The sequence below is a fragment of the Burkholderia sp. 9779_493 genome (assembly GCF_015712215.1).
GTDB lineage: Bacteria > Pseudomonadota > Gammaproteobacteria > Burkholderiales > Burkholderiaceae > Burkholderia > Burkholderia cenocepacia.
The window spans coordinates 194,133-215,600 of sequence record NZ_JACCQA010000010.1; the positions used below are offsets into that span (position 1 = coordinate 194,133).

15 protein-coding genes are annotated in these 21,468 nt (G+C 67.5%); 8 read left to right on the plus strand and 7 right to left on the minus strand.

The features are described from left to right. Positions 1-5: 5 nt before the first annotated feature. From pgaA to H0X95_RS13070, 4 genes are all read right to left on the minus strand, one after another. Positions 6-2,639 (minus strand): poly-beta-1,6 N-acetyl-D-glucosamine export porin PgaA, encoded by a 2,634-nt coding sequence (pgaA, locus tag H0X95_RS13055; protein ID WP_196446074.1) that lies wholly within the window; start codon positions 2,637-2,639, stop codon positions 6-8. Between the two features lie 104 nt (positions 2,640-2,743). Next, positions 2,744-3,502 (minus strand): hypothetical protein, encoded by a 759-nt coding sequence (locus H0X95_RS13060; RefSeq protein ID WP_059723183.1) that lies wholly within the window; start codon positions 3,500-3,502, stop codon positions 2,744-2,746. 62 nt (positions 3,503-3,564) lie between these two features. After that, complete coding sequence (locus H0X95_RS13065) at positions 3,565-3,990, minus strand: hypothetical protein (protein WP_034178463.1); 426 nt, start codon at positions 3,988-3,990, stop codon at positions 3,565-3,567. A gap of 633 nt (positions 3,991-4,623) precedes the next feature. Further along, complete coding sequence (locus H0X95_RS13070) at positions 4,624-5,619, minus strand: LysR substrate-binding domain-containing protein (RefSeq protein ID WP_006481636.1); 996 nt, start codon at positions 5,617-5,619, stop codon at positions 4,624-4,626. Between the two features lie 588 nt (positions 5,620-6,207). On the opposite strand from H0X95_RS13070, the gene H0X95_RS13075 reads away from it, so the two are divergent. From H0X95_RS13075 to H0X95_RS13105, 7 genes are all read left to right on the plus strand, one after another. Beyond that, on the plus strand, positions 6,208-7,623 hold the full coding sequence (locus H0X95_RS13075) for a circularly permuted type 2 ATP-grasp protein (RefSeq protein WP_006481635.1): 1,416 nt from the start codon (positions 6,208-6,210) through the stop codon (positions 7,621-7,623). 64 nt (positions 7,624-7,687) lie between these two features. Beyond that, entirely contained in the window at positions 7,688-8,629 is a 942-nt protein-coding gene (locus tag H0X95_RS13080) for an alpha-E domain-containing protein (RefSeq protein ID WP_196446075.1), read from the plus strand. A gap of 8 nt (positions 8,630-8,637) precedes the next feature. Further along, complete coding sequence (locus H0X95_RS13085; protein ID WP_006481639.1) at positions 8,638-9,621, plus strand: transglutaminase family protein; 984 nt, start codon at positions 8,638-8,640, stop codon at positions 9,619-9,621. Between the two features lie 93 nt (positions 9,622-9,714). After that, entirely contained in the window at positions 9,715-13,128 is a 3,414-nt protein-coding gene (locus tag H0X95_RS13090; RefSeq protein WP_059723187.1) for a transglutaminase family protein, read from the plus strand. 202 nt (positions 13,129-13,330) lie between these two features. After that, entirely contained in the window at positions 13,331-15,937 is a 2,607-nt protein-coding gene (locus H0X95_RS13095) for a circularly permuted type 2 ATP-grasp protein (RefSeq protein WP_059723492.1), read from the plus strand. Continuing rightward, positions 15,931-16,986, plus strand: coding sequence for a transglutaminase family protein (locus H0X95_RS13100; protein ID WP_059723190.1), 1,056 nt, complete (start codon positions 15,931-15,933; stop codon positions 16,984-16,986). The genes H0X95_RS13095 and H0X95_RS13100 overlap by 7 nt, the downstream gene beginning before the upstream one ends. Before the next feature lie 176 nt (positions 16,987-17,162). After that, positions 17,163-17,435 carry a hypothetical protein gene (locus H0X95_RS13105; protein ID WP_006492692.1) on the plus strand — a complete coding sequence of 91 codons (273 nt, stop codon included), beginning with the start codon at positions 17,163-17,165 and terminating at the stop codon, positions 17,433-17,435. 68 nt (positions 17,436-17,503) lie between these two features. On the opposite strand, the gene pip is transcribed toward H0X95_RS13105, so the two are convergent. Beyond that, a complete protein-coding gene (gene pip / locus H0X95_RS13110) occupies positions 17,504-18,436 on the minus strand; it encodes a prolyl aminopeptidase (RefSeq protein WP_006484702.1) in 933 nt (310 codons plus the stop codon). A gap of 324 nt (positions 18,437-18,760) precedes the next feature. Here pip and H0X95_RS13115 point away from each other — a divergent pair, with 324 nt between their 5' ends. Next, entirely contained in the window at positions 18,761-19,912 is a 1,152-nt protein-coding gene (locus H0X95_RS13115) for an acyltransferase family protein (RefSeq protein ID WP_059723192.1), read from the plus strand. Between the two features lie 27 nt (positions 19,913-19,939). Here H0X95_RS13115 and H0X95_RS13120 read toward each other — a convergent pair whose 3' ends face one another. Next, positions 19,940-20,758 carry a hypothetical protein gene (locus H0X95_RS13120; RefSeq protein WP_059723194.1) on the minus strand — a complete coding sequence of 273 codons (819 nt, stop codon included), beginning with the start codon at positions 20,756-20,758 and terminating at the stop codon, positions 19,940-19,942. A gap of 169 nt (positions 20,759-20,927) precedes the next feature. Continuing rightward, positions 20,928-21,368 carry a lysozyme inhibitor LprI family protein gene (locus tag H0X95_RS13125; protein ID WP_080403585.1) on the minus strand — a complete coding sequence of 147 codons (441 nt, stop codon included), beginning with the start codon at positions 21,366-21,368 and terminating at the stop codon, positions 20,928-20,930. Between the last annotated feature and the right edge of the window lie 100 nt (positions 21,369-21,468).

The window sequence follows — 21,468 nt, forward strand, 5'->3', positions numbered from 1 at the left end:
CCTTGCTAAAACGGCAGGTTGAGCGACAGGAAGCCGGTTTCGGAGCGCTCGCGCTGGCCGTCGTATGCGTGGCTGCTGACCTCGACGCCGTAGCTCAGCGTGATGTCGTGCTTGAACGTCCACGCGTGCTCGAGACGCGCGCTCCACAGCGGGCTGGTGCCGAAGCCGCGCTCGTTGTACACGCCGCCCGACACCGACACGCGCTGCTGCAGCCCCGTGTCGCCTTTCTTCCACAGCGTCAGCTGATGCATGACGGTCGCCGCGGCCGCGTAGTCGCGACCGGGGCTGAAGTAGGGCGCGTCATGGCGCGTGTTGCTGTCGGTGCCGAGATTCAGCGAGACGTTGACGAGCTGGTTCGCGGACGTGTACACGCGCTGCGTGGCGGTCGCCGCGATTTCCTGGTGCAGGTTCGAATCGCTGTAGCGGCTCACGCCGTAACTCAGCTTGACTTCGCGCCGGTCGTTCTGGCGATACACGACCTCGACGTTCGCGGAGCGGCCCCAGATGTGCGCGGCATACGCTTTCCACGGCAGCGAGTTGTCGTTGGTGTCGAGCCCCGCGCTGACCGTCCAGTAGTCGTTCAGCGCGTACGCGATCGTGCCGCGGCCGCCGGTTCGGCCGTCTCCGCCCAGCGAGCGCGTGACCTCGCCCAGCACGGTGAGCGGCCCGTGCCGGTAGTCGCCGCCGATGCCCGTGCGTGTGCGGCTGACGCTGCCGCCGTCGGTTTGCGCATGGCCGTAGAACGTATGCGCGAAGACCCGCCAGTTGTCGCCGAACGGTTGCGAGTAGATGTAGCTGTCCGACGTGAAGCTGTTGTCGGCCAGCGCGCTGTTGCCGTGCTCGAAGCCCAGGTCGGTCGTGAACACGGGGCTGCGGTAGGCCTTGTAGTCGCGCTTGAAGCCGCGCACGGCGCCGGTGTCCGGGAACGTGTTGCCCAGCGTCTGGTCGACGGTCTTCGCGGTCGCGTAGTCGTCCGCCGTGAGCGATGCGCGGCCGAGGCCCGCGAGCATCTCGACGCTGTCCGGGTGATCGGTCAGCGACGCGCGATACATCGAGATCGCCTGGCGTGGATGCGATTGGCCCGACACCGCATCGGCGTGCGCGGCGCGGATCTCCGCGTTGAACGGCACCTCTTTCTCGAGCTGTTCGAGGGCGGCGATCCCCTGGTCGGCGTGACCCGTGAAGATCAGGTATTGCGCGCGCAACCGGTAGTAACGCAGATAGTCGCTTTCTCCGGGACCGACGTTGGTCACCTGCTTGGCGGGCGGCAGCGACTTCTCCATGTCGTCGAGCACCTGCTTCGCTTCCGGCGCGCGTGCCTGGTCGACGTACGACCAGAACAGCCCTTCGCGCAGCTCGATCGGCTGCGTGCGGGCGCCATACTGGAAGCCGCGCGTCGCGCGATCGCTCGGCGATGCGGTGGCCTGCTTCAGCGCACGCGCGTACACGGCGTTCGCCTTGGCCGGCTCGCCCAGGTACAGGTACGCGTCGCCGACGGCCGCCAGTGCGTCGATCGAGATTTCCGCGTTGGACGGAATCGTCTCGAACGTCGCGACGGCCGTCTTCATGTCGCCGCGTGCCGCAAGGGCGACGACCCGGTCGCCCGCGAGCGCGGTGCGGACCGGCGTGTACTCGGGCGTGGGCGGTATCCGCTTGTCGAGGTCGTCCGCCGCACGCAGGGCGCTGTCGATTCCGTCGAAGCGGTCCGAACTCGTCATCGAGCGCGACTTGTCGCGTCCGCCGCGCACTTGCTGGCGAATCGACAGTTCTTCCAGTTGCGCGATGTCGACGGCGGAGAACGCGTCGGGCCGCGCCTTCGCTTCGTCGAGCGCCTTGACCGCGCCGCCGCTCGCCGCGAGGCCGAACACGTCGTTGCGCACCGTCGCGACATCGGCCGTGCGGAGGTTCGGCGCCTGCGCATTCGGTGCCTGGACGTCGGGCCCTTGCGATCGCTGGATCGGCTCGCCGGGGAGCTGCGCGCCGGGCGACTGCGAATTCGGTTGCCGGGACGACGGCGGTTCGGCGCCGGACGGCTGGGTCATGGGCGCGGGCGAATTCGGCATCGGCGTGCCGGATGCCTGCGCGGTGAGCGTCGGCGTAGCGGGTGTGGTCGGTGTAGCCGGCGGTGCGGTGGTCGTGGCCTGGGCGCGCTGCCGCGGTGCCTCGGACGTTTGCGTGCGTGGCCGCGGCGTACCCGGCGGCGTGTCGAATGCCTGCGCCAGCAGCATCGGCGCATTCGACGCTTGCGCGGCCGGCGTGGGTGCATTCGTCGATGGCGCGCCCGGCTGCGGCGCATCCGGGTCCACCACGACCGTGGTCGGCATCGCCGGGTTCGGCGCCTGCGCGATCTGCATCGATGCGTCCGACGCTTGCGCGATCGGCGTTGGCGCAAGCGGCGGCTGCGTGCCCGAACCCGGCGCGGCCTGCGTCGACGCGCCCGTCGGCTGCAGGTCGGGCGGCAACGCGTCAGGCGCGCCGCGGGACCCGGCGATTTCGCTCGCGCTGCCCGGTTCCGCGTCGCCTTCGGCGGCAAGACACGGGCCGGACGCGACGAGCAGGCACAGCAACGGCGCATGCAGGAGGATCCGCCGGTTCGGCGGAGCGACGGTGGTGCATTGTTGTTGACGATTGTTGGCCACGGTGTGTCCTCACTTTGAAACGATCACATCGGTTGCACGCCCGACGGCGCTCGTCGCCGGCCGTCGCCCCGTCGGGCGGCGAGGCCCGGCGGGATCCGGCCAGGTCACAGGCGGTTGCGGATCGCTTGTCCAAGCAGCGCGCGCGATTCGCTGTTCTTCGGGTCGATGGCGAGTGCACGGCTCGCGTTTTGCTCCACACAGCTCCATTCGTCGATCTGTGCGCACCAGCGCGCCTTGGCCAGAGCGCGGGCGCCTTCCAGCTCATCGTGCGTGACGCTGGTGGCCTCCATGTGCGACGTGCCCGCGACATACGACTGCGGTTGCGGTTTCGGCACGGGGTCGGGGTGTTTTCTCGTGCGCGCCAGCGTCTGCGAACGTGACGTCCGGTGCGTGTCGCCCGGGCGCGTCGTGCGACTGCCGGTCGACGCGGCGTGCGGATTGGCCGCCAGCCTCGTCGGCGGCACGTGCGCGGGGCGCGTACGTGTCGTGTCGGAGCGGGCCGCCGTTTGCGGCGGCACGGCCGGTTCGACCACGGCCGACACGGCGGGGGGCGCGGAGGCGGACGGCGGAACCGGTCCGGCCTGCGCGAACGTCGAGGTCGAGCCGGCTGGCGCGGCGGTGCCGGACACGCGGCCGGTTGCCGCCACGATGAGCTCGCGGGACTTGCCGACGGCGTTTCCGATCACGCGGGCGATATCGTGCGTCACGCTCGCATGGCCGACCCTCGTGTCCCGCTCGACGTACGCGAAGGCACCGAAGATCGCGGCAAATGCGGCGACGCTGAGCGCCGCGTTCTTTCCCGGACCCCACGAGGGTTTCGGCTGACGGGCGGGCGAGCCGTCCGGTCGTTCTGCACGAGGCATGCAAGACTCCTTGATTCGATGCGGTCCACGATTGGCGCGATCGGAGAGGGGCGGCGCGACGTTCACCAGCGCAACTGCGTCGTGAGCGTGCCCGTCTCGACGATCGCGAACTGGGTTGCTCCCTGATAGGTCCCTTCGACCCGGTAGCTCGCATCGGGCACGCTGAACAGGCAGCGCGATCCCGATGCGGCGAATTCGACCAGCACGCGCCCATGTCGGCGCAGGCGCACCTGCACGTTGGAGAGCGGCTGCCCGGTATGTTCCGAGACGAACGACACGCCCAGGTTGTACGGACGCCCGTCGGGGGGAAGCGGTGCGGTGCCGTCGATCCGCGCATCGCCGCAGATATACGAAATCACGTACCGGTTCGCCCCCGGCCCGGACGCCGGTGAGGAGGCCGCCGGTGTCTGGGCCATGGCGTTCATGCATAGCGTGGAGACGAAGACGCTCAGGAAAGCGCGAGCATGCTGTCGAAGCGAGGGTGACATTGCAATCTCCCGTCCGGAATCGATGACGTGCATCGACTCCGAGTCGAATTTGCCAACGTTCTTTTTGCGACACGCTATTGATACACGATGGTTTTTGAACCAACAACCGCGTGTGGTCGGAATGGGACGGGGGTGAAAGATCCTATTTAAATAGGATAAGGATGGATTGCTGAGGATCACTTAATGCTGAATAAAGTCGATATTGCCGAACATGAAAATTGCTCTTCGGTAGCGATGATCGAGCACGCTTTGAATCACGTCGGAGGTATCGACGTTCGTGCCGAAAAATAACGACTGATAAAAGAAACTCTTGCGCCTGTATTCGAGGCGAATCGATGAAGGTCCGGATACAGGTCGCACATCGTGAAATGAGGGTGCGACGTTTTTGATGATTCCGGCAGTTACAGGTAAATCGAAACTTGTGTAACAAGGTATTTCTGTCTGGAAAGGCGGGCCGATTATTCTTACTTAATACCGAAAACAGTAAAAAATACGACATGAATCGCAAACGTTTGCGTGTTCGGGAGATCGATTAAGAGCCGTTGAGGGATTTTACGGAGTCCGACGGGATTATCGATTGCTATCGGGAGAACGCGTATTCGCGCCGCGGATATCCACGGCGCGAATATGCCATCAGCGGCTGCCGCCCGCGCTTCGCCGCGCGCTGCGCATCGCCGGGGCGGCCGCTTCTTCAATGCCTGTCGCACCGTCGATCGCCGCGTGCGGCCGGTTCATGATGTAGGTCCACAGCTGCTCCGCCGCGAGCCCGCGTTTGCGCGCCGACCGATACAGGCGGATTTCGAGTTCGGTGATCCAGTCGCCGGTGCCCGCGCACACGAGCGTGCCGTCTGCGAGCTCCTTCGCGACGCAGCTTTCCGGCAGCCAGCCGATGCCGTGCCCGGCCACGACCATGCCTTTCAGCGCCTCGGACATGTGCGTTTCGAAACACCGGTGCAGCACGTACGGCTCGGTCGCATTCAGCAACAGCATCTCGACGATGTTGCCGAGAAAGGCGCCCGACGAATACGCGAGCAGCGGCAGCGGGGCATCGGGCGTGCCGGGCAGCTGGAACACCGGCTCGCCGCGTGCATCGGGTGTCGACACGGGCAGGATGCGTTCGACGCCGAGACTGACGAACGGGAAGTGATTCGGGTCGAGCACGATCGGCAACTGCGGATGGTGATAGCCGAGCAGCAAATCGCATTCGCCTTCGACCAGTTGCTGGACGCCTTCCGGCACGTTCACCGCATTGACGCGGGCAGTGACGTGGCCGACCTCGCCGTTGAGCTGCTTGAGCCATTCGGGAAACAGCGTGAACACGAGCGTATGCGCGACGGCGAAACGCACAACCTGGTCGCTCGCCGCGAACTGGTCGTAGCCGTTCACGAGGTTGCGCGCCGCATACATGCTGCGCAGGATGTCCGCGGCCAGCCCGCGGAACATCTGGCCGGCGGGCGTCAGCGTGATCGGGTTGATGCTGCGGTCGACCAGCTTCGCGTCCATCCAGGTTTCGAGCGCGGCGATTCGTCTGCTGAATGCCGACTGCGTCAGGTGCCGGTGACGCGCGGCCCGGGAAAAGCTCTTGGTATCCGCAAGGCTCAGGAAATCTTCCAGCCACTTTGCTTCCATTTCGATCTTCGCTTTTTATAGTCGGGCGCCTGAAAGGCGGCGCCGTCTGCCGCACCAACGTTCTAGCGTACCGCGCCTCGCGCCGGTCGAGCCGATGTTTTTTTTCGATCGGTGTCAGTCGAAATATGCATGGGCGTTGTCGCCGGGATTACGGCTGCATAGCGTTGAGGTGCCGGACCCGGCTTAACCGGACAGTTCACCGCGTCGGACTGTCCGCGCCGCCGCGGACGGTACTTCCCCCCAGGGCCGGCTGCGCCGTGCGCGCGCCGGCCCGCCCGCCCCGATCGTTCCGGGGCGCGGGCCCGCCACTTTTGGTGCAGTGCAGATTGCACATTCATGACACGCGGGAGAACTATGTTCGTCGAACGCGGCGCAGCATCGGCCGTGCGCGTTCACGGCGCACCGCAAGCGCCCGTCGCGTCGGGGGTTGCACCGTTGTGGTGCGCAATGCCGCGCCGGCGTGCCTGGCGCGGCGCAAAAACAGGGGGATATCGACGGGGTCGAGCAAGGCACGTTCCTTGCAAAGCATTCAGTACGCCGGTCCGGCATGCGCAATGCCGGGGAAAACGATCGATGGAGAAAAGATCGATGAAGCCATTCGATGAAATGCTGCAATCCGGCGACATGGTAAGGGCGCCTTACGCGCGCCTGAAGCAATGGCTCGACACGCAGAATCCCGCGAGCCTCGCCCAGAAGGCCCACGACGCGGAAGGCGTGTTCCGCAAGACGGGCATCACGTTCGCCGTGTACGGCGACGCGGAGGCCGCCGAGCGGCTGATTCCGTTCGACATCGTCCCGCGCATCATCTCCGGGGCGGAATGGAGCCGGCTGTCGCTCGGCATCGAGCAGCGCGTGATGGCGCTGAACGCATTCCTCGACGACATCTATCACCGCCAGGAAATCGTGCGCGCGGGCATCGTGCCGAAGCACCTGATCGCGCACAACGAAGCGTTCATCCCGGAGATGATCGATTTCCGGCCGCCGGGAAACGTTTACACGCACATCATTGGCGTCGACATCGTGCGCACCGGCGAGAACGCGTTCTACGTGCTGGAGGACAACGCGCGCACGCCGTCCGGCGTGTCCTACATGCTGGAAAACCGCGAAACGATGATGCAGCTCTTTCCCGAGCTGTTCCAGCAGGTGAAGGTGCGCCCGGTCGAAACCTACCCGCAGATGCTGCGCCAGTCGCTCGCGGCCGTATGCCCGCCGGGCGGCAACGCCGACAATCCGACCATCGCCGTGCTTACGCCCGGCATCCACAATTCCGCGTACTACGAACATTCGTTCCTCGCCGACCAGATGGGCGTGCACCTCGTCGAGGGCAGCGACCTGCAGGTGATCGACGGCCGCGTCGCGATGCGCACGACCGAAGGCTTCCAGCCGATCGACGTGCTGTACCGCCGCGTCGACGATGCGTTCCTCGATCCGCTCACGTTCCGCCCCGATTCGGTGCTCGGCGTGGCAGGCATCATGGACGTGTACCGCGCGGGCAACATCACGATCGCGAATGCGCCCGGCACCGGCATCGCCGACGACAAGGCGATCTACTCGTACATGCCGGAGATCGTCGAGTTCTACACGGGCCGCAAGGCGCTGCTGGAGAACGTGCCGACCTGGCGCTGCGGTGAGGCCGACAGCCTGAAGTACGTGCTCGAGCATCTCGACGAACTGGTCGTGAAGGAGGTGCACGGCTCGGGCGGCTACGGGATGCTGGTCGGGCCGTGCGCGTCGAAGGCCGAGCTCGAGGCGTTTTCCGCGAAGCTGCGCGCGCGCCCCGCGAACTACATCGCGCAACCGACGCTTGCGTTGTCCACGACGCCGATCCTGACCGACGCCGGCCTCGCGCCGCGCCACGTCGACCTGCGGCCGTTCGTGCTGGTGTCGGACCGGATCCGCATCACGCCGGGCGGGCTCACGCGCGTCGCGCTGAAGGAAGGATCGCTCGTCGTCAACTCGAGCCAGGGCGGCGGCACCAAGGACACCTGGGTGCTGGCCGACTGAGCCGGATGCGACCGCGCGCGCCGGAGCCGGCGCGCGAACCGAACGAAGACGGAGTGGACACGAGATGCTTCTGGGACGAACTGCGAGCGGGCTCTACTGGATGTACCGCTATATCGAGCGCGCGGAGAACATCGCGCGCATCGTCGATGCCGGGCTGCGGATGGCGCTCACGCGCACGTCCGACGCGCCGGCCGAATGGTCGTCGGTGCTGGTCAGCTCGGGCGCGGACGACGGCTACCGGCAGAAATACGAAGCGTATGCGGCCGATACCGTGACCGACTACCTGCTGCGCGACCGCGACAACCCGTCGAGCGTGCTGTCGTGCATCGAGGCCGCGCGCTCGAATGCGCGGATGGTGCGCACGGCGCTGACGCGCGAGGCGTGGGAGAGCGTGAACGGCGCGTGGCTCGCGCTGCGCCGCGCGTTCGCGCAGCCGGTGCCGGAAAGCGAGCTGCCGGCCGTGCTCGACCAGGTGAAGCGCGAAACCGCGCTGATCCTCGGCAGCTTCTACAGCACGATGCTGCGCAACGAGATCTTCGATTTCGCGCAGATCGGCGCCTTCATCGAACGCGCGGACAACACCGCGCGGATCATCGACGTGAAGTACCACCTGCTGCTGCCGTCGGTGTCGCACGTCGGCACGATCCTCGACAACTACCAATGGGAGACGATCCTGCGCTGCGTGGCCGCGCATCGTTCGTACCGCTGGGTGTACGACGTGCAGTACAAGCCGCTGAACATCGCCGACTACCTGATCCTGAACGGCCGCATGCCGCGTTCGCTGCGCTATTGCTACGGGCGCGTCGTGTCGAGCCTGAACCTGCTCGCGAAGGATTACGGCGTGACACACCCGTGTCACGACACGGCCACGAAGATCCTGCAAATGCTGTCCGATACCTCGGTCGAGCGGATCTTCAAGAGCGGCCTGCACGAGTTCCTGACCGACTTCATCGGCCGCAACAACAGCCTCGGGCTCGAAGTCGCCCAGGCTTACAACTTCGACTGAGACTTGCCATGCGACTCGCCATCCGACACATTTCGCGTTATCAGTTCGACGATCAAGCTTCCCACGCACTGCAACGGTTGCGGCTGCGCCCGCAGTCGGGCCCCGGGCAGACGGTGCGCGCGTGGCAGGTCACGATCGACGGCGTCGAGCCGACGCTGTCGTACGCCGACGGGCTCGGCAACCGGATCGACCTCGTGCGCCACGATCGCGGCGCGAAAGACGAGATCGTCGTCGTCGCGGCCGGCGTCGTCGAGACGCAGGACCGCGCGGGCATTCTCGGGAATCCCGAGGGCTATGCGCCGCCGTGGATCTTCGAGCGCGAGACCGCGCTCACGAAAGCGGGCGACACCGTGCATGCGCTGACGCAGGCGCTGCCGATCGAGCCGCACGGCCTCGACGCATTGCACTGGCTGATGACGGAGGTGCACGGCCGCATCGCGTACGCGCCGAACCTGGCCGCCGATGCGCCCGTCGATGCGGAAACCGCGCTGCAAAGCGGCGAGGGCACGAGCCGCGACCATGCGCACGCGTTCATCGCGGCCGCCCGGGCGCTGAAGATCCCCGCGCGCTACATCTCGGGCTACGTGCTGGCCGACAGCGCGATGCAGCGCATCGCCGATGCGAAGCAGCAGGCGGGCGACGTCGAGGAAGAGGAAGCACTCGCGCTGCAGAGCGGCGACGGGATGCACCAGATGCTCGGCGCGTCGCATGCGGTGCAGTCGCAATCGCAGGGGCAGCCGCAACCGGCGCTCGGCGCGCAGCCGCAAGCCGCCGCGCTGATGCAGCAGCCGGCCGGCCATGCATGGGCCGAAGCCTATGTCGAAGGGCTCGGCTGGGTCGGCTTCGACCCGTTCATGAACCGTTGCCCGGACGAACGCTACGTGCGCATCGCGGTCGGCCTCGACCATCGCGACGCGCAGCCGGTGACGGGGCTCGGCGCGACGGCCGTCGGCGTCGAGATCAGCGTCGTGCAGACGCCGGAACTCGTCTGACCCGCCGCGCGCTTTCGCCGAATCCGCCATGCCGGGCCGCCGCGTCGACAGCGACGCGGCGCGCGCGGCCGGCCCAACCCGATCCGAGCTCCCATGTCCATCCACGTCGCGCTGCATCACACCACCCGCTATCGCTACGACCGGCTCGTCAACCTCGGCCCGCAGGTCGTGCGGCTGCGGCCCGCGCCGCATTGCCGGACGCCGATCCTCGCGTATTCGATGACGGTCGAGCCCGCGCAGCACTTCATCAACTGGCAGCAGGACCCGTTCTCGAACTATCTCGCGCGGCTCGTGTTTCCGGAGCGAACCGAGCACTTCGAGATCACGATCGATCTCGTCGCCGAGATGTCGGTGTACAACCCGTTCGATTTCTTCCTCGAAGCGAGCGCGGAACAATACCCGTTCAGCTATGACGACGCGCTGAAGACCGAGCTCGCGCCGTATCTCGCGTGCGACCCGCAGACGAGCGCCGCGCCGCTGTTCCGCACGTATCTCGACGCCGTCGACCGCACGCCGGCCGGCACCGTGAACTTCCTCGTCGCGCTGAACCAGCAGCTTCAGCGCGACATCGGCTATCTCGTGCGGATGGAGCCGGGCGTGCAGACGCCCGCGCAAACGCTCGAACTCGCATGCGGCTCGTGCCGCGACAGCGCGTGGCTGCTCGTGCAGCTGTGTCGCCATCTGGGCATCGCCGCGCGCTTCGTGTCGGGCTACCTGATCCAGCTCACCCCCGACGTCAAATCGCTCGACGGCCCCAGCGGCACGTCGGTCGATTTCACCGACCTGCACGCATGGTGCGAGGTCTACTTGCCGGGCGCCGGCTGGATCGGCTTCGATCCGACGTCGGGCCTGCTCGCCGGAGAAGGGCATATTCCGCTCGCCTGCACGCCGCAGCCGACGAGTGCCGCGCCGGTCGAAGGGCTGATCGACGAGTGCGAGGTGTCGTTCGAGCACGAGATGAGCGTGACGCGCGTGTACGAATCGCCGCGCGTGACGAAACCGTATACGGAAGCGCAGTGGGACGCCGTGCTCGCGCTCGGCACGCAGGTCGACGGTGCGCTGGCGGCCGGCGACGTGCGGCTCACGCAGGGCGGCGAGCCGACCTTCGTGTCGATCGACGATCGCGACGGCGCCGAGTGGAACACCGATGCGCTCGGCCCGACCAAGCGCGGTTACGCGACCGAACTCGTGCAGCGGCTGCGCGCCGAATACGGCGACGGCGGCTTCCTGCATTTCGGGCAGGGCAAGTGGTACCCGGGCGAGCAATTGCCGCGCTGGGCGTTGTCGATCTTCTGGCGCGCGGATGGCCAGCCCGTGTGGCACGATCCGTCGCTGTTCGCCGACGAGCGCGAACCGTCCGCGTACACGACCGACGACGCGAAGCGTTTCATCGATGCGCTCGCCGCGCGGCTGAACCTGACCGGCGAATTCATTCGGCCCGGCTACGAGGACGTGTGGTACTACCTGTGGCGCGAGCGCCGGCTGCCCGTCAACGTCGATCCGTTCGACGCGCGCCTCGACGACGAGCTCGAACGCGCGCGGCTGCGCAAGGTGTTCGAGCAGCAGCTCGATAGCGTGGTCGGCTACGTGCTGCCGGTGAAGCGTGTGGACGACATGCCGGGCCTCGACGGGCCGCGCTGGCAGACGGGCCCGTGGTTCTTCCGCGACGAGCGAATGTACCTCGTGCCGGGCGATTCGCCGATGGGCTACCGGCTGCCGCTCGATTCGCTGCCGTGGACCGCCAGCGCCGATTATCCGTACCTGGTCGAGCGCGATCCGTTCGCGCCGCGCGACGCATTGCCGGATGCCGCCGCCATGCGCGCCCGCTACGCCGGCCCGGCCGACGCGCCGCGCTACCTGGCCGGCGTGCATCGCGAAGCGTCCGCGCAGACCGTGATGCAGTGGCGCGACGACGGCGCGGCCGCGAGCGGCCGACCGGGCGCCGGGGATCCGCATCGCCGCCCCGAGCGCTTCGAATCGGCCGCGTGGATCACGCGCACCGCGCTGTGCGTCGAAGTGCGCAACGGCATCCTGTACCTGTTCATGCCGCCGCTCGCCGCGCTCGAGGATTATCTCGACCTGCTCGGCGCGATCGAGCTGACCGCGCACACGCTCGGCGTGAAGCTCGTGCTCGAAGGCTATCCGCCGCCGCGCGACGCACGGCTGAAACTGCTGCAGGTGACGCCCGATCCCGGCGTGATCGAGGTGAACATCCATCCGGCCGCGAGCTTCGACGAACTCGTCGACCACACCGAATTCCTGTACGACGCCGCGTGGCAATCGCGGCTGTGCAGCGAGAAGTTCATGGTCGACGGGCGGCACGTCGGCACGGGCGGCGGCAACCACTTCGTGCTCGGCGGCGCGACGCCGGCCGACAGCCCGTTCCTGCGCCGCCCCGATCTGCTCGCGAGCCTGATCGCCTACTGGCACAACCATCCGTCGCTGTCGTATTTGTTCTCGGGGCTGTTCATCGGGCCGACGAGCCAGGCGCCGCGGGTCGACGAGGCACGCAACGACCAGCTTTACGAGCTCGACATCGCATTCGCGGAGATCCAGCGCAACAAGCTGCTGTTCGGGCAGGACATGCCGCCGTGGCTCGTCGACCGCGTGCTGCGCAACCTGCTGATCGACGTGACGGGCAACACGCACCGCAGCGAGTTCTGCATCGACAAGCTGTATTCGCCCGACTCGTCCACCGGCCGGCTCGGCCTGCTCGAACTGCGTGCTTTCGAGATGCCGCCGCATGCGCGGATGAGCATCGTGCAGCAACTGCTGCTGCGTGCGCTGGTCGCGCGTTTCTGGGCCACGCCGTACACGACGCCGCTCACGCGCTGGGGCACCGCGCTGCACGACCGCTTCATGCTGCCGGAATTTCTCCAGATGGATTTCGACGACGTGCTGGCCGAGTTGCGCGACGCCGGTTTCGCGTTCGATCCGGCGTGGTTCGCGCCGCACTTCGAATTCCGTTTTCCGCTGTTCGGGCAGATCGCGGTGAACGGCATGCAACTGTCGCTGCGCGGCGCGCTGGAACCGTGGCACGTGATGGGCGAGGAGGGGGCGATCGGCGGCACGGTGCGCTACGTCGATTCGTCGGTCGAACGGCTCGAAGTGCGCGTGACGGGGCTGAACGACAACCGGCACGTCGTGACCGTCAACGGCCGCGCGCTGCCGCTGCAGCCGACCGGCACCGTCGGCGAGTACGTCGCGGGCGTGCGCTACAAGGCGTGGGCGCCGCCGTCGGCGCTGCATCCGACCATCGGCGTGCACGCGCCGCTCACGTTCGACATCGTCGATACGTGGTTGCAGCGCTCGCTCGGCGGCTGCCGGTATCACGTCGCGCATCCGGGCGGGCGCAATTACGCGACGTTCCCGGTCAACGCGTACGAAGCCGAGAGCCGCCGGCTCGCGCGCTTCGTCGAGATGGGGCACACGCCGGGCCGGATGGAGGTCGCGGCCGCCGCGCCGAGCCGCGAATTTCCGTTCACGCTGGACTTGCGGCGGCCTTGATCGACCGATGACGGGGCGGACGACGATGCGCGGCGCGCAACCTCCCGGCGGCCTCGCCGGAGTGCTAGGATGCGGGCAGACTGCGGCCGCGCGCCGCGGCAGCTTGCCGCCGGTGCGGCGGCGCGCGTGCGCGGCCGCATCCTGACGACGGAACGACATCGTGCCGCCCATTGACCTCGATCATCTCGCCGCCCTCGACGCGATGCCCACGCTTTTCGATACCGGCGCGCAGCCGGACGCCGCCGAACTGGCCGCCGCGCTCGCGGCGCCGGCCGCCGCCGGCCGCTACGACGAACTGCGCGGCAGCGCGGCCGGCCTGAACGCGCCCGCGCTGGCGCCCGCGTGGCGCAGCTTCTTCACGTCGATCGGCAGCGACGGCGTGGCCGACCTCGACCGCCGCGCCGACGCGCTGCACCGGCGCATGCGCGAGAACGGCCTGTTCTACCAGTTGCACGAGCAACGCGCCGGCGACGGCGCGGCCGGGCCGTGGTCGCTCGACCTGCTACCGCTGATCGTCACGCCCGAAGACTGGGTCGTGATCGAGCGCGGCGTGCTGCAGCGCGTGCGGCTGCTCAACGCGACGCTGGCCGATTTGTACGGGCCGCAGACGATCCTGCAGCGCGGGCTGCTGCCGCCCGCGCTCGTCACCGGTCATCCCGGCTACCTGCGCGCGATGCGCGGCGCACGCGTGCCGGGCGATACGTGGCTGCACGTCGTCGCGTTCGATCTCGCGCGCGGCCCGGACGGGCAGTGGCGGATCGTCGCGCAGCACACGCAGGGCGCGGCCGGGCTCGGATACCTGCTCGAAAACCGGCTGATCGTGTCGCGGCTCTTTCCGCGCGGGTTTCGCGGGCTGCGCGTGCAGCGGCTGGCGTCCGCCTACCGTGCGCTGTTGCAGAGCATGCAGTCGCTCAGCCCCGCCGCGAAGAACTCGCGGATCGTGCTGCTGACCCCGGGACCGCACAGCGCGACCTATTTCGAGCATGCCTATCTCGCGCGCTATCTCGGCCTCACGCTCGTCGAAGGCGGCGACCTGACCGCGCGCGACAATCACGTCTTCCTGAAGACGCTGAGCGGGCTCGAACCGGTGCACGGCATCCTGCGGCGCGTCGACGACGCGTGGCTCGATCCGCTCGAACTGCGGCCCGATTCGATGCTCGGCGTGCCGGGGCTGCTGCAGGCCGTGCGCGCGGGCAACGTGCTGCTCGCGAACGCGCCGGGCTCGGGCTTCCTCGAATCGCCGGCGATGCTCGGCTTCATGCCGCGTCTCGCGGAAGGCCTGCTCGGCGAAACGCTGACGCTGCCGGCCGTGCATTCGTGGTGGTGCGGCGAGGCGGCCGCGTGCGACGACGCGCTGCCGCAACTCGCGCGTGGCATCGTCAAGGCATCCTATCCACCCGACGTGCAGGCAGGCGGTGCATTCGAGCCGGTGATCGGCGCGCGGCTCACGCCGGCGCAACTGGCGGAATGGCGCGCACGGATTCTCGCGCGGCCCGAACACTACACGGTGCAGGCCGATCTGCCGCTGTCGCAGGCGCCGACCTGGCCGCGGCCCGACGCACCCGACGGCAACGGCAGCGCGCGGATCGTGCCGAAACCGCTGTTGCTGCGCGTGTTCGCGCTCGCCGACGGCGCGCAGCGCTGGCGGCTCCTGCCGGGCGGACTGTCACGGGTCGGCACGCGCGACACGCTGTTCAACGCGCCGATGCCGCGTGGCGGCAGCACCGTCGATACGTGGGTGATGACCGAGGGCATCGTCGATTCGACGACGCTGTTGCAGACGCACCTCGGCCCCGACGATCTCGTCGAGCGGCCGCGTGCGATCGCGAGTCGCGCCGCGGAAAACCTGTTCTGGCTCGGCCGTTATACCGAGCGCGCGACCAACCTGATGCGCCTGGCGCGTGCCGCGCTCGAACGGCTGCGCGGCGAAGACGACGTCGACAGCCCCGCGCATCTCGAACTGATCGACACGCTGTGCCGCGACACCGGGCTGATCGCGGCCGACGCGCCGCACGCCGTCGATGCGCCGCGCGCGTTCCAGCACGCGCTGGCGACATCGCTGACGCGCGGCGCCGATCGCACGTCGGGGATCGCGTCGTGCCTGTTCGGCATGCGCGGCGCGGCTGCCGCGATCCGCGAACGGCTGTCGAGCGATCAATGGCGGTTGATCGACGACGCGACGCAACTGTTCGCGGATAGCGCAGGACAACCGGAAGCGGAGGAGCAGATCGGCAACGACGCGCTGCAGCTGCTGGAACGCCTCGGCCTGCTGCTCGGCGCGATCACCGGTGCGCAGACCGACAACATGACGCGCGACGACGGCTGGCGCTTGCTGTCGATCGGCCGGCAGATCGACCGGCTCGATTTCCTGTGCAGCGTGCTGAAGTTCGCGTTCGACGAAGGGGCCGTGCACCGGCAGGACGGTTTCGAACTCGTGCTGGAACTGTTCGACAGCACGATCACGTTTCGTTCGCGGTTCCAGCGCGGCTTCGACGTCGCGCCGCTGTTGTCGCTCGTCGTGCTCGATACCGACAACCCGCGCTCGCTCGGCTGGGTCGTGCAGGCGCTGCGTGGCCGGCTGACGAAGGTCGAGCGCAGCGAAGGCTATGCGCTGTCCGAACTGGCCGAGACGGTGCCGGACATCCCCGCGTGGTCGCTGCACGAGCTGTGCGAGACCACCGAAGGCGGTCGGCACGACAAACTGCTCGCGGCGCTCGACACGACGGCGAAGGCGGTGTGGGAACTGTCGAACCGGATTGGCGAGCGCTATTTCAGCCACGTGCGCGAAGCGGGCAGGACGCTATGGTGACGACGAAAGGCGTACCGAAAACGCCGTCCGGTTCCGGCTCCGGTAACGCACGGCAGGCAGCCGCATCGACGGCGGCCGCAAGCGACGCACGGGCTGCCGTCGCGCCGGGCCGGTTGCTGCGCGTCACGCACGACACCGAATACCGTTACGCGGCGCGCGTCGAATCCGCGCAGCACCAGGCACGCCTGCAACCGCTCGCGACGCCGCGCCAGCAGGTGCTGTCGTTCTCGCTCGACATCGAGCCCGCACCGGAATCGGTCGGCACCGAACTCGACGCGTTCGGCAATGCGCGTGCGTCGTTCGCGCTGAACCTGCCGCACGACACGCTGCTAGTGCGCAGCCGCAGTACCGTGCGCGTGACGCCGCCCGTGTGGTCGCTCGGCGCGCGCGGCGAGCCGCCGCCTGCGATCGCGAACCCGGACGCCGCGCATGCCACCGCATGGGAGGCCGTGCGCGAGCGCTTGCGGTTCCGCGCGGGGCAGCCTTACGACCCGGCGAGCGAGTTCGTGTTCGCGTCGCCGCACGTCGCGTGCGACGCCGAGCTTGCCGCGTACGCGACCGCGAGCTTCACGCCGCAACGGCCGCTCGTGCAGGCGGCATGGGACTTGATGCGGCGCGTGCATGCCGATTTCGCGTACACGCCGAACAGCACCGACATCACGACGTCGGCGCTCGACGCACTGCGGTTGCGCAAGGGCGTGTGCCAGGATTTCGCGCACGTGATGATCGGCGCGCTGCGCTCGCTCGGGCTGGCCGCGCGCTACGTCAGCGGCTACCTGCTCACGCAGCCGCCGCCGGGCCAGCCGCGGCTGATCGGTGCGGACGCGTCGCATGCGTGGGTCGACGTGTACGACCCGGCGTGGCCCGAGGATGGCGGCTGGCTACAGCTCGATCCGACCAACGATCGTGCGCCGGGCGACGACTACGTGATGCTGTCGATCGGGCGCGACTACGCGGACGTGACGCCGCTGCGCGGTGTGATCCGCGGTGGCGGGGCGGATCAGGAGCTGAAGGTCGGGGTGACGGTTGAGCCGCTCGATGCGGCTTGAGGGTGCCGCCAGGCGGGCTCAGCCGCTTTAAGTCTTCATTAATTCTGCACGCCTAGCATGGTGATGCCGGCAGCGATTCGGACTCCGGTCCGACGCGCCGGCGGCACGCGCGGGTGCGTCGACGTCACGGCGCCGCGCCGTCGCGCGTCGCCATTTCCATGCAACGGCGGCAGACCATGATCAAGCACTTCGACTACACGCTCGGCAACGAGACGATCGCGCTTTGTGCGAGCTTCGGCGCGGGCCCGGCATTCCGCCGCGTGCTCGTGAGCCGCGCGGATTCGATGGAGACGCTGGTGGTGCTCGACGCACGCGGGCTGTCGGGCCTGCTGAAGGTTGCGACCGAGGAGCCGGAAGGGTTGCTCGACGACGCGATCCGCAAGGTCGGCGACGAACAGCTCGTCGAGCGGGCGATCAGCGGCCGGACGATCGTCGAAGCGGCGCTGTGATCGGCGGCGCGTGGGCATGCCGGTAGGCATGGCAGCACGCGCCGCGTCGTGTCGCGTTGTTATGATGCTCAGGCGGCGAACCGGTCCGTCGCCGCGACCAGCGCCTCCAGAATCCCCGGCTCGTTGTACGCATGCCCGGCGCCCGGCACGATCTCGAACGTCGCGTCCGGCCACGCTTTCGACAACTCCCATGCCGTGCGTGCGGGTGTCGCGATGTCGTAGCGGCCCTGCACGATCACGCCCGGAATCCCCGCGAGCCGATGCGCGTCGCGCAGCAACTGGCCTTCCTCGACGAAGCCCTTGTTCACGAAGTAGTGGTTTTCGATCCGCGCGAACGCGAGTGCGTAGTGGCCGTCCGCGAAGTGCGCGGCGAGCGCGGGATCGGGCAGCAGCGTGATCGTGCGGCCTTCCCAGATGCTCCACGCGCGCGCGGCTTCGAGCTTCGCGGCTTCGTCGTCGCCGGTCAGCCGACGATGGTAGGCGGCCATCAGGTCGCCGCGCTCGGCTTCCGGAATCGGTGCAAGGAAGTCTTCCCAGTGATCGGGGAACAGCCACGACGCGCCTTCCTGGTAGTACCACAGCAATTCCGCGCGACGCATCGTGAAGATGCCGCGCACGATCAGCGCGCTCACGCGTTCCGGGTGGGTTTCCGCGTACGCGATCGCCAGCGCGCTGCCCCACGAGCCACCGAACACCAGCCATTGCTCGGCGCCGACCATCTCGCGCAGGCGTTCGATATCGGCGACCAGGTCCCACGTCGTGTTGTTCTCGAGGCTCGCATGCGGCGTCGAGCGCCCGCAGCCGCGCTGGTCGAACAGCAGGATGTCGTAGCGCTCGGGATCGAACAGGCGGCGATGGTCGGGTCCGCAGCCGGCGCCGGGGCCGCCGTGCAGGAACACGGCGGGCTTGCCGGCCGGGTTGCCGCAGCGCTCCCAGTAGATGCGGTGGCCGTCGCCGGTGTCGAGGTGGCCGTGGGCGTAGGGTTCGATCGGTGGGTACACAGGCAGGCTCCGGGTGAGGGTGGACACGAGGCGGACGAGGCGCGGGCCCGCGTGCGGACGGTACGGTACGGCCTGGATTGCTGCGCCGCAAAATTCGTTGCGTGGGCATCGGACCGGCCGCCGCCGGCAAGGCTTGTCATTATGCCCATTCGCCGCGCCGGACGCTGGCCCGCTGTGGCGCGTGTCGCCGGCGAGGTTTGCCGCGCGGATTTTTGAAGCAATTTCATTCCGATATTTTTCATACAAAATCCCGGCGGCAGGTCGGCGGGCCAAGCGGGCGCCGGCCCATTCCCGCTCTTCCACCGTGCCAACGGAAACCAGCCGATGAACCATCGCGTCACGCAGTTGACCGGGTTGCGCGCCGTCGCGGTCGCGATGGTCGTCGTCGGTCATGCCGAGCATGTGCTGCCCGGCGGCTATACGGGCTGGTATGCGCCGTTGCGGCTGATCGCCGACGGCCGGCTCGGTGTGCTGATCTTCTTCGTGCTGAGCGGCTTCCTGATCACCAACGTGCTGCGTGCCGAATTCGCGCGTACGGGCGGCATCGCACTGACGTCGTTCTACGTGCGCCGTGCGTTGCGCATCTGGCCGGCCTGCTACGTGTATCTCGCGGCCGTCGCGATCGTGGCGTTCGTCGGCGGGTTCGACGTCGATCGCCGGCAATGGCTCTATGCGGCGCTGCACCTGTGGAATTACTCGGCGTGGTTCGGGCTGACCGGCGACAACGCGCTGCATCCGGACGGCGCGTGGTATCTCGGCCATTTCTGGTCGCTCGCGCTCGAGGAGCAGTTCTACTGGTTCTGGCCGCTGCTGTTCGTGTTCGGCATGCGCCGCACCGGCACGCGCTGGCTGGCCACGTTGATCCTCATCGTGCCGCTGGCGCGTGCCATTACGTATTTCGTCGCGCCCGCACTGCGCGGGCAACTCGGGATGATGCTGCACACGGGTGTCGACCCGATCCTGATCGGCTGCTATGCGTCGCTCAACCGCGAACGGCTCGAAGCGTGGATCGGTTCGTGGCGCGGCGAGGCGCGCATCGTGACGGCGCTCGTGTTCGTCGTGCTGCTCGGCATGCCGCTCGCCGAACACCGGCTCGGCGGCTTCTGGAATGCGACGTACGGCGTGACGATCGAAGCCGCGCTGATCGCGATCGTGATCGTCGTGCTGAATTTCCGCAGCGGGTTCTGGTGCGCGCGCTGGCTGCGCGCCAGGCCGGTGGTGTTCGTCGGCACGATTTCGTTCAGTCTTTATCTGTGGCAGCAGCCTTTTGCGAATCCGCGCGTGCCTGTGCCGCACGCGTTTCCGCTCGGTATCGTATGGGCATTGATTGCCGCGACCGCCAGCTATTTCCTCGTCGAAAAACCGTTCCTGAGGCTGAAGGATCGCTATACGGCGCGCGAGGGGCGACGCGTGCGGGACGACGCGTTGCGGATGCCTACGCCGACCGACGCGATCGGGGCGAAGGCGGTGGAGTAGGCGGGCGGGGCGGCGATTTCCCCGGCCTTAATTGAAGCGCTTCATCGCGGCGGGTGAGTACCAGAAGTTACGGAACATATCGATGCCGTACGACTTGCCGTCGTAGTGGACGATCGTGCGTGCCGTGCGCTTGCCCGTATCCGAGTAATCGCCGTTCTTGCGCTGCGTCTTCGTGATGTGCGCCGTGATCGACAGGTCGGCGAAGCCGTGGCTCGACGTTTTCTCGACGGCGATCGTCATGCGGGCCGCTTCGCTGCGCGCATCGCCCGCACCCGGCCCGCAGGCGTCGCCTTCGACGCTGACCCAGCCGTACAGATTCGTGCCGAACACCGGGCGGATACGGCCGCCTTCACGCACCCACAGCGTCAACTCTTCACCGGTGTTCGCATCCGGGCAACTCGGCCCACGCGCGTTGCTGGTAAACACGACGCCGAACGCACGCACGTCGGGCGACAACCGATAGGGCGCCGTATCGATGCGGTAGCTGTTCTCGTCGATCTCCGTCACCACGTCCTCTTCGACCACCGATCGATCGGCCGCCACGACCTTGCCACCTTCGACGAGCGCGACGACCTGCAGCTTTTTGCTTTCGTCCGGGTTCTTGCTCTTCGGCAGCGAATCGAACGCGACGGCCGCGATCGTCGTTTCCGGTGCGTTCGGCATGACCTTGCACGACGACGCGACGACGAGCCGGTCCGCGTCGCGCGTGGCGATGCGGGCGCTCGCGATGCCGGCCCAGCGGGCGATGGCTGTCACGGTTTCGTCGCTGCAAGGCTGGCTGTCGGCGGCGTGAACGATGGGGGCGGCGGCGAGTGCCAGCAGCGGGGCGAAGCGCAGGATGCTCATTATTGTCCTCGGAAATGTTTCTTCATGGGTGTTCGTGGGCGTCGCCTCTGACCGGGCGGAGACCTTCAGCAATCCCGTCAGCGAACGTTCGCAGCCGTTATTTGACTCGCTGAGCGTCAACGTTCTCTATGTCCTGATCATGCTGCTTTTATCCAGCACCGAGCTCATCCTAGCTAACCTGCTTAAGCCACGTGTTTAATTGACGCGTACGATCACGCGTTCTTTCGATTTCGCAAGTCAGTAGATCAAGATTACGATCCGCGCCTGCCTCGTTTGTCAGATACCAAGCAGAACACTCGTTGTCGATAAAACGGAGCCATTGCCGCTGAGCCTCGACGAATTTCGCCTTGAGTGCCGGATAGTTGACGTACTCGTCACGTGGCCGAGACAGCGATTTCAAAACCTTTCGGTAAGTGCGGTTCAATTCGTCGTCGGCTTGCTGCAACTCATCCTGACTACGCTGCAGCAAACACTCCGGCGCCACGCTGTCAGGTGCGCAACTCTGCGCTTGTGCAGCGGCGACTCCAGAAAATGTCAGCACCATGGAGACGCCGAGCATTGCGCGACGGAAGCGGGAACCCGATACGTGGACAGGAATTTTTGCTCCCATTTCTGTTTTCTCCTTGATATGGCGATCGATGGATTTCCGGCGTCGATCGCGTTCGACAGCATCGTCTGAAGCGCGTATCGTCGACTTGCTTTAAAGAGGC

Excerpts from the sequence above, each read along its gene's own strand:
- H0X95_RS13105 (WP_006492692.1), top strand. The coding sequence starts at position 17,163 with ATGATCAAGCACTTCGACTACACGCTCGGCAACGAGACGATCGCGCTT.
- H0X95_RS13125 (WP_080403585.1), bottom strand. The coding sequence starts at position 21,368 with ATGGGAGCAAAAATTCCTGTCCACGTATCGGGTTCCCGCTTCCGTCGC.
- H0X95_RS13085 (WP_006481639.1), top strand. The coding sequence starts at position 8,638 with ATGCGACTCGCCATCCGACACATTTCGCGTTATCAGTTCGACGATCAA.
- H0X95_RS13065 (WP_034178463.1), bottom strand. The coding sequence starts at position 3,990 with ATGTCACCCTCGCTTCGACAGCATGCTCGCGCTTTCCTGAGCGTCTTC.
- H0X95_RS13090 (WP_059723187.1), top strand. The coding sequence starts at position 9,715 with ATGTCCATCCACGTCGCGCTGCATCACACCACCCGCTATCGCTACGAC.
- H0X95_RS13120 (WP_059723194.1), bottom strand. The coding sequence starts at position 20,758 with ATGAGCATCCTGCGCTTCGCCCCGCTGCTGGCACTCGCCGCCGCCCCC.
- H0X95_RS13080 (WP_196446075.1), top strand. The coding sequence starts at position 7,688 with ATGCTTCTGGGACGAACTGCGAGCGGGCTCTACTGGATGTACCGCTAT.
- H0X95_RS13115 (WP_059723192.1), top strand. The coding sequence starts at position 18,761 with ATGAACCATCGCGTCACGCAGTTGACCGGGTTGCGCGCCGTCGCGGTC.
- H0X95_RS13095 (WP_059723492.1), top strand. The coding sequence starts at position 13,331 with ATGCCCACGCTTTTCGATACCGGCGCGCAGCCGGACGCCGCCGAACTG.
- H0X95_RS13060 (WP_059723183.1), bottom strand. The coding sequence starts at position 3,502 with ATGCCTCGTGCAGAACGACCGGACGGCTCGCCCGCCCGTCAGCCGAAA.
- H0X95_RS13075 (WP_006481635.1), top strand. The coding sequence starts at position 6,208 with ATGAAGCCATTCGATGAAATGCTGCAATCCGGCGACATGGTAAGGGCG.
- H0X95_RS13100 (WP_059723190.1), top strand. The coding sequence starts at position 15,931 with ATGGTGACGACGAAAGGCGTACCGAAAACGCCGTCCGGTTCCGGCTCC.
- H0X95_RS13070 (WP_006481636.1), bottom strand. The coding sequence starts at position 5,619 with ATGGAAGCAAAGTGGCTGGAAGATTTCCTGAGCCTTGCGGATACCAAG.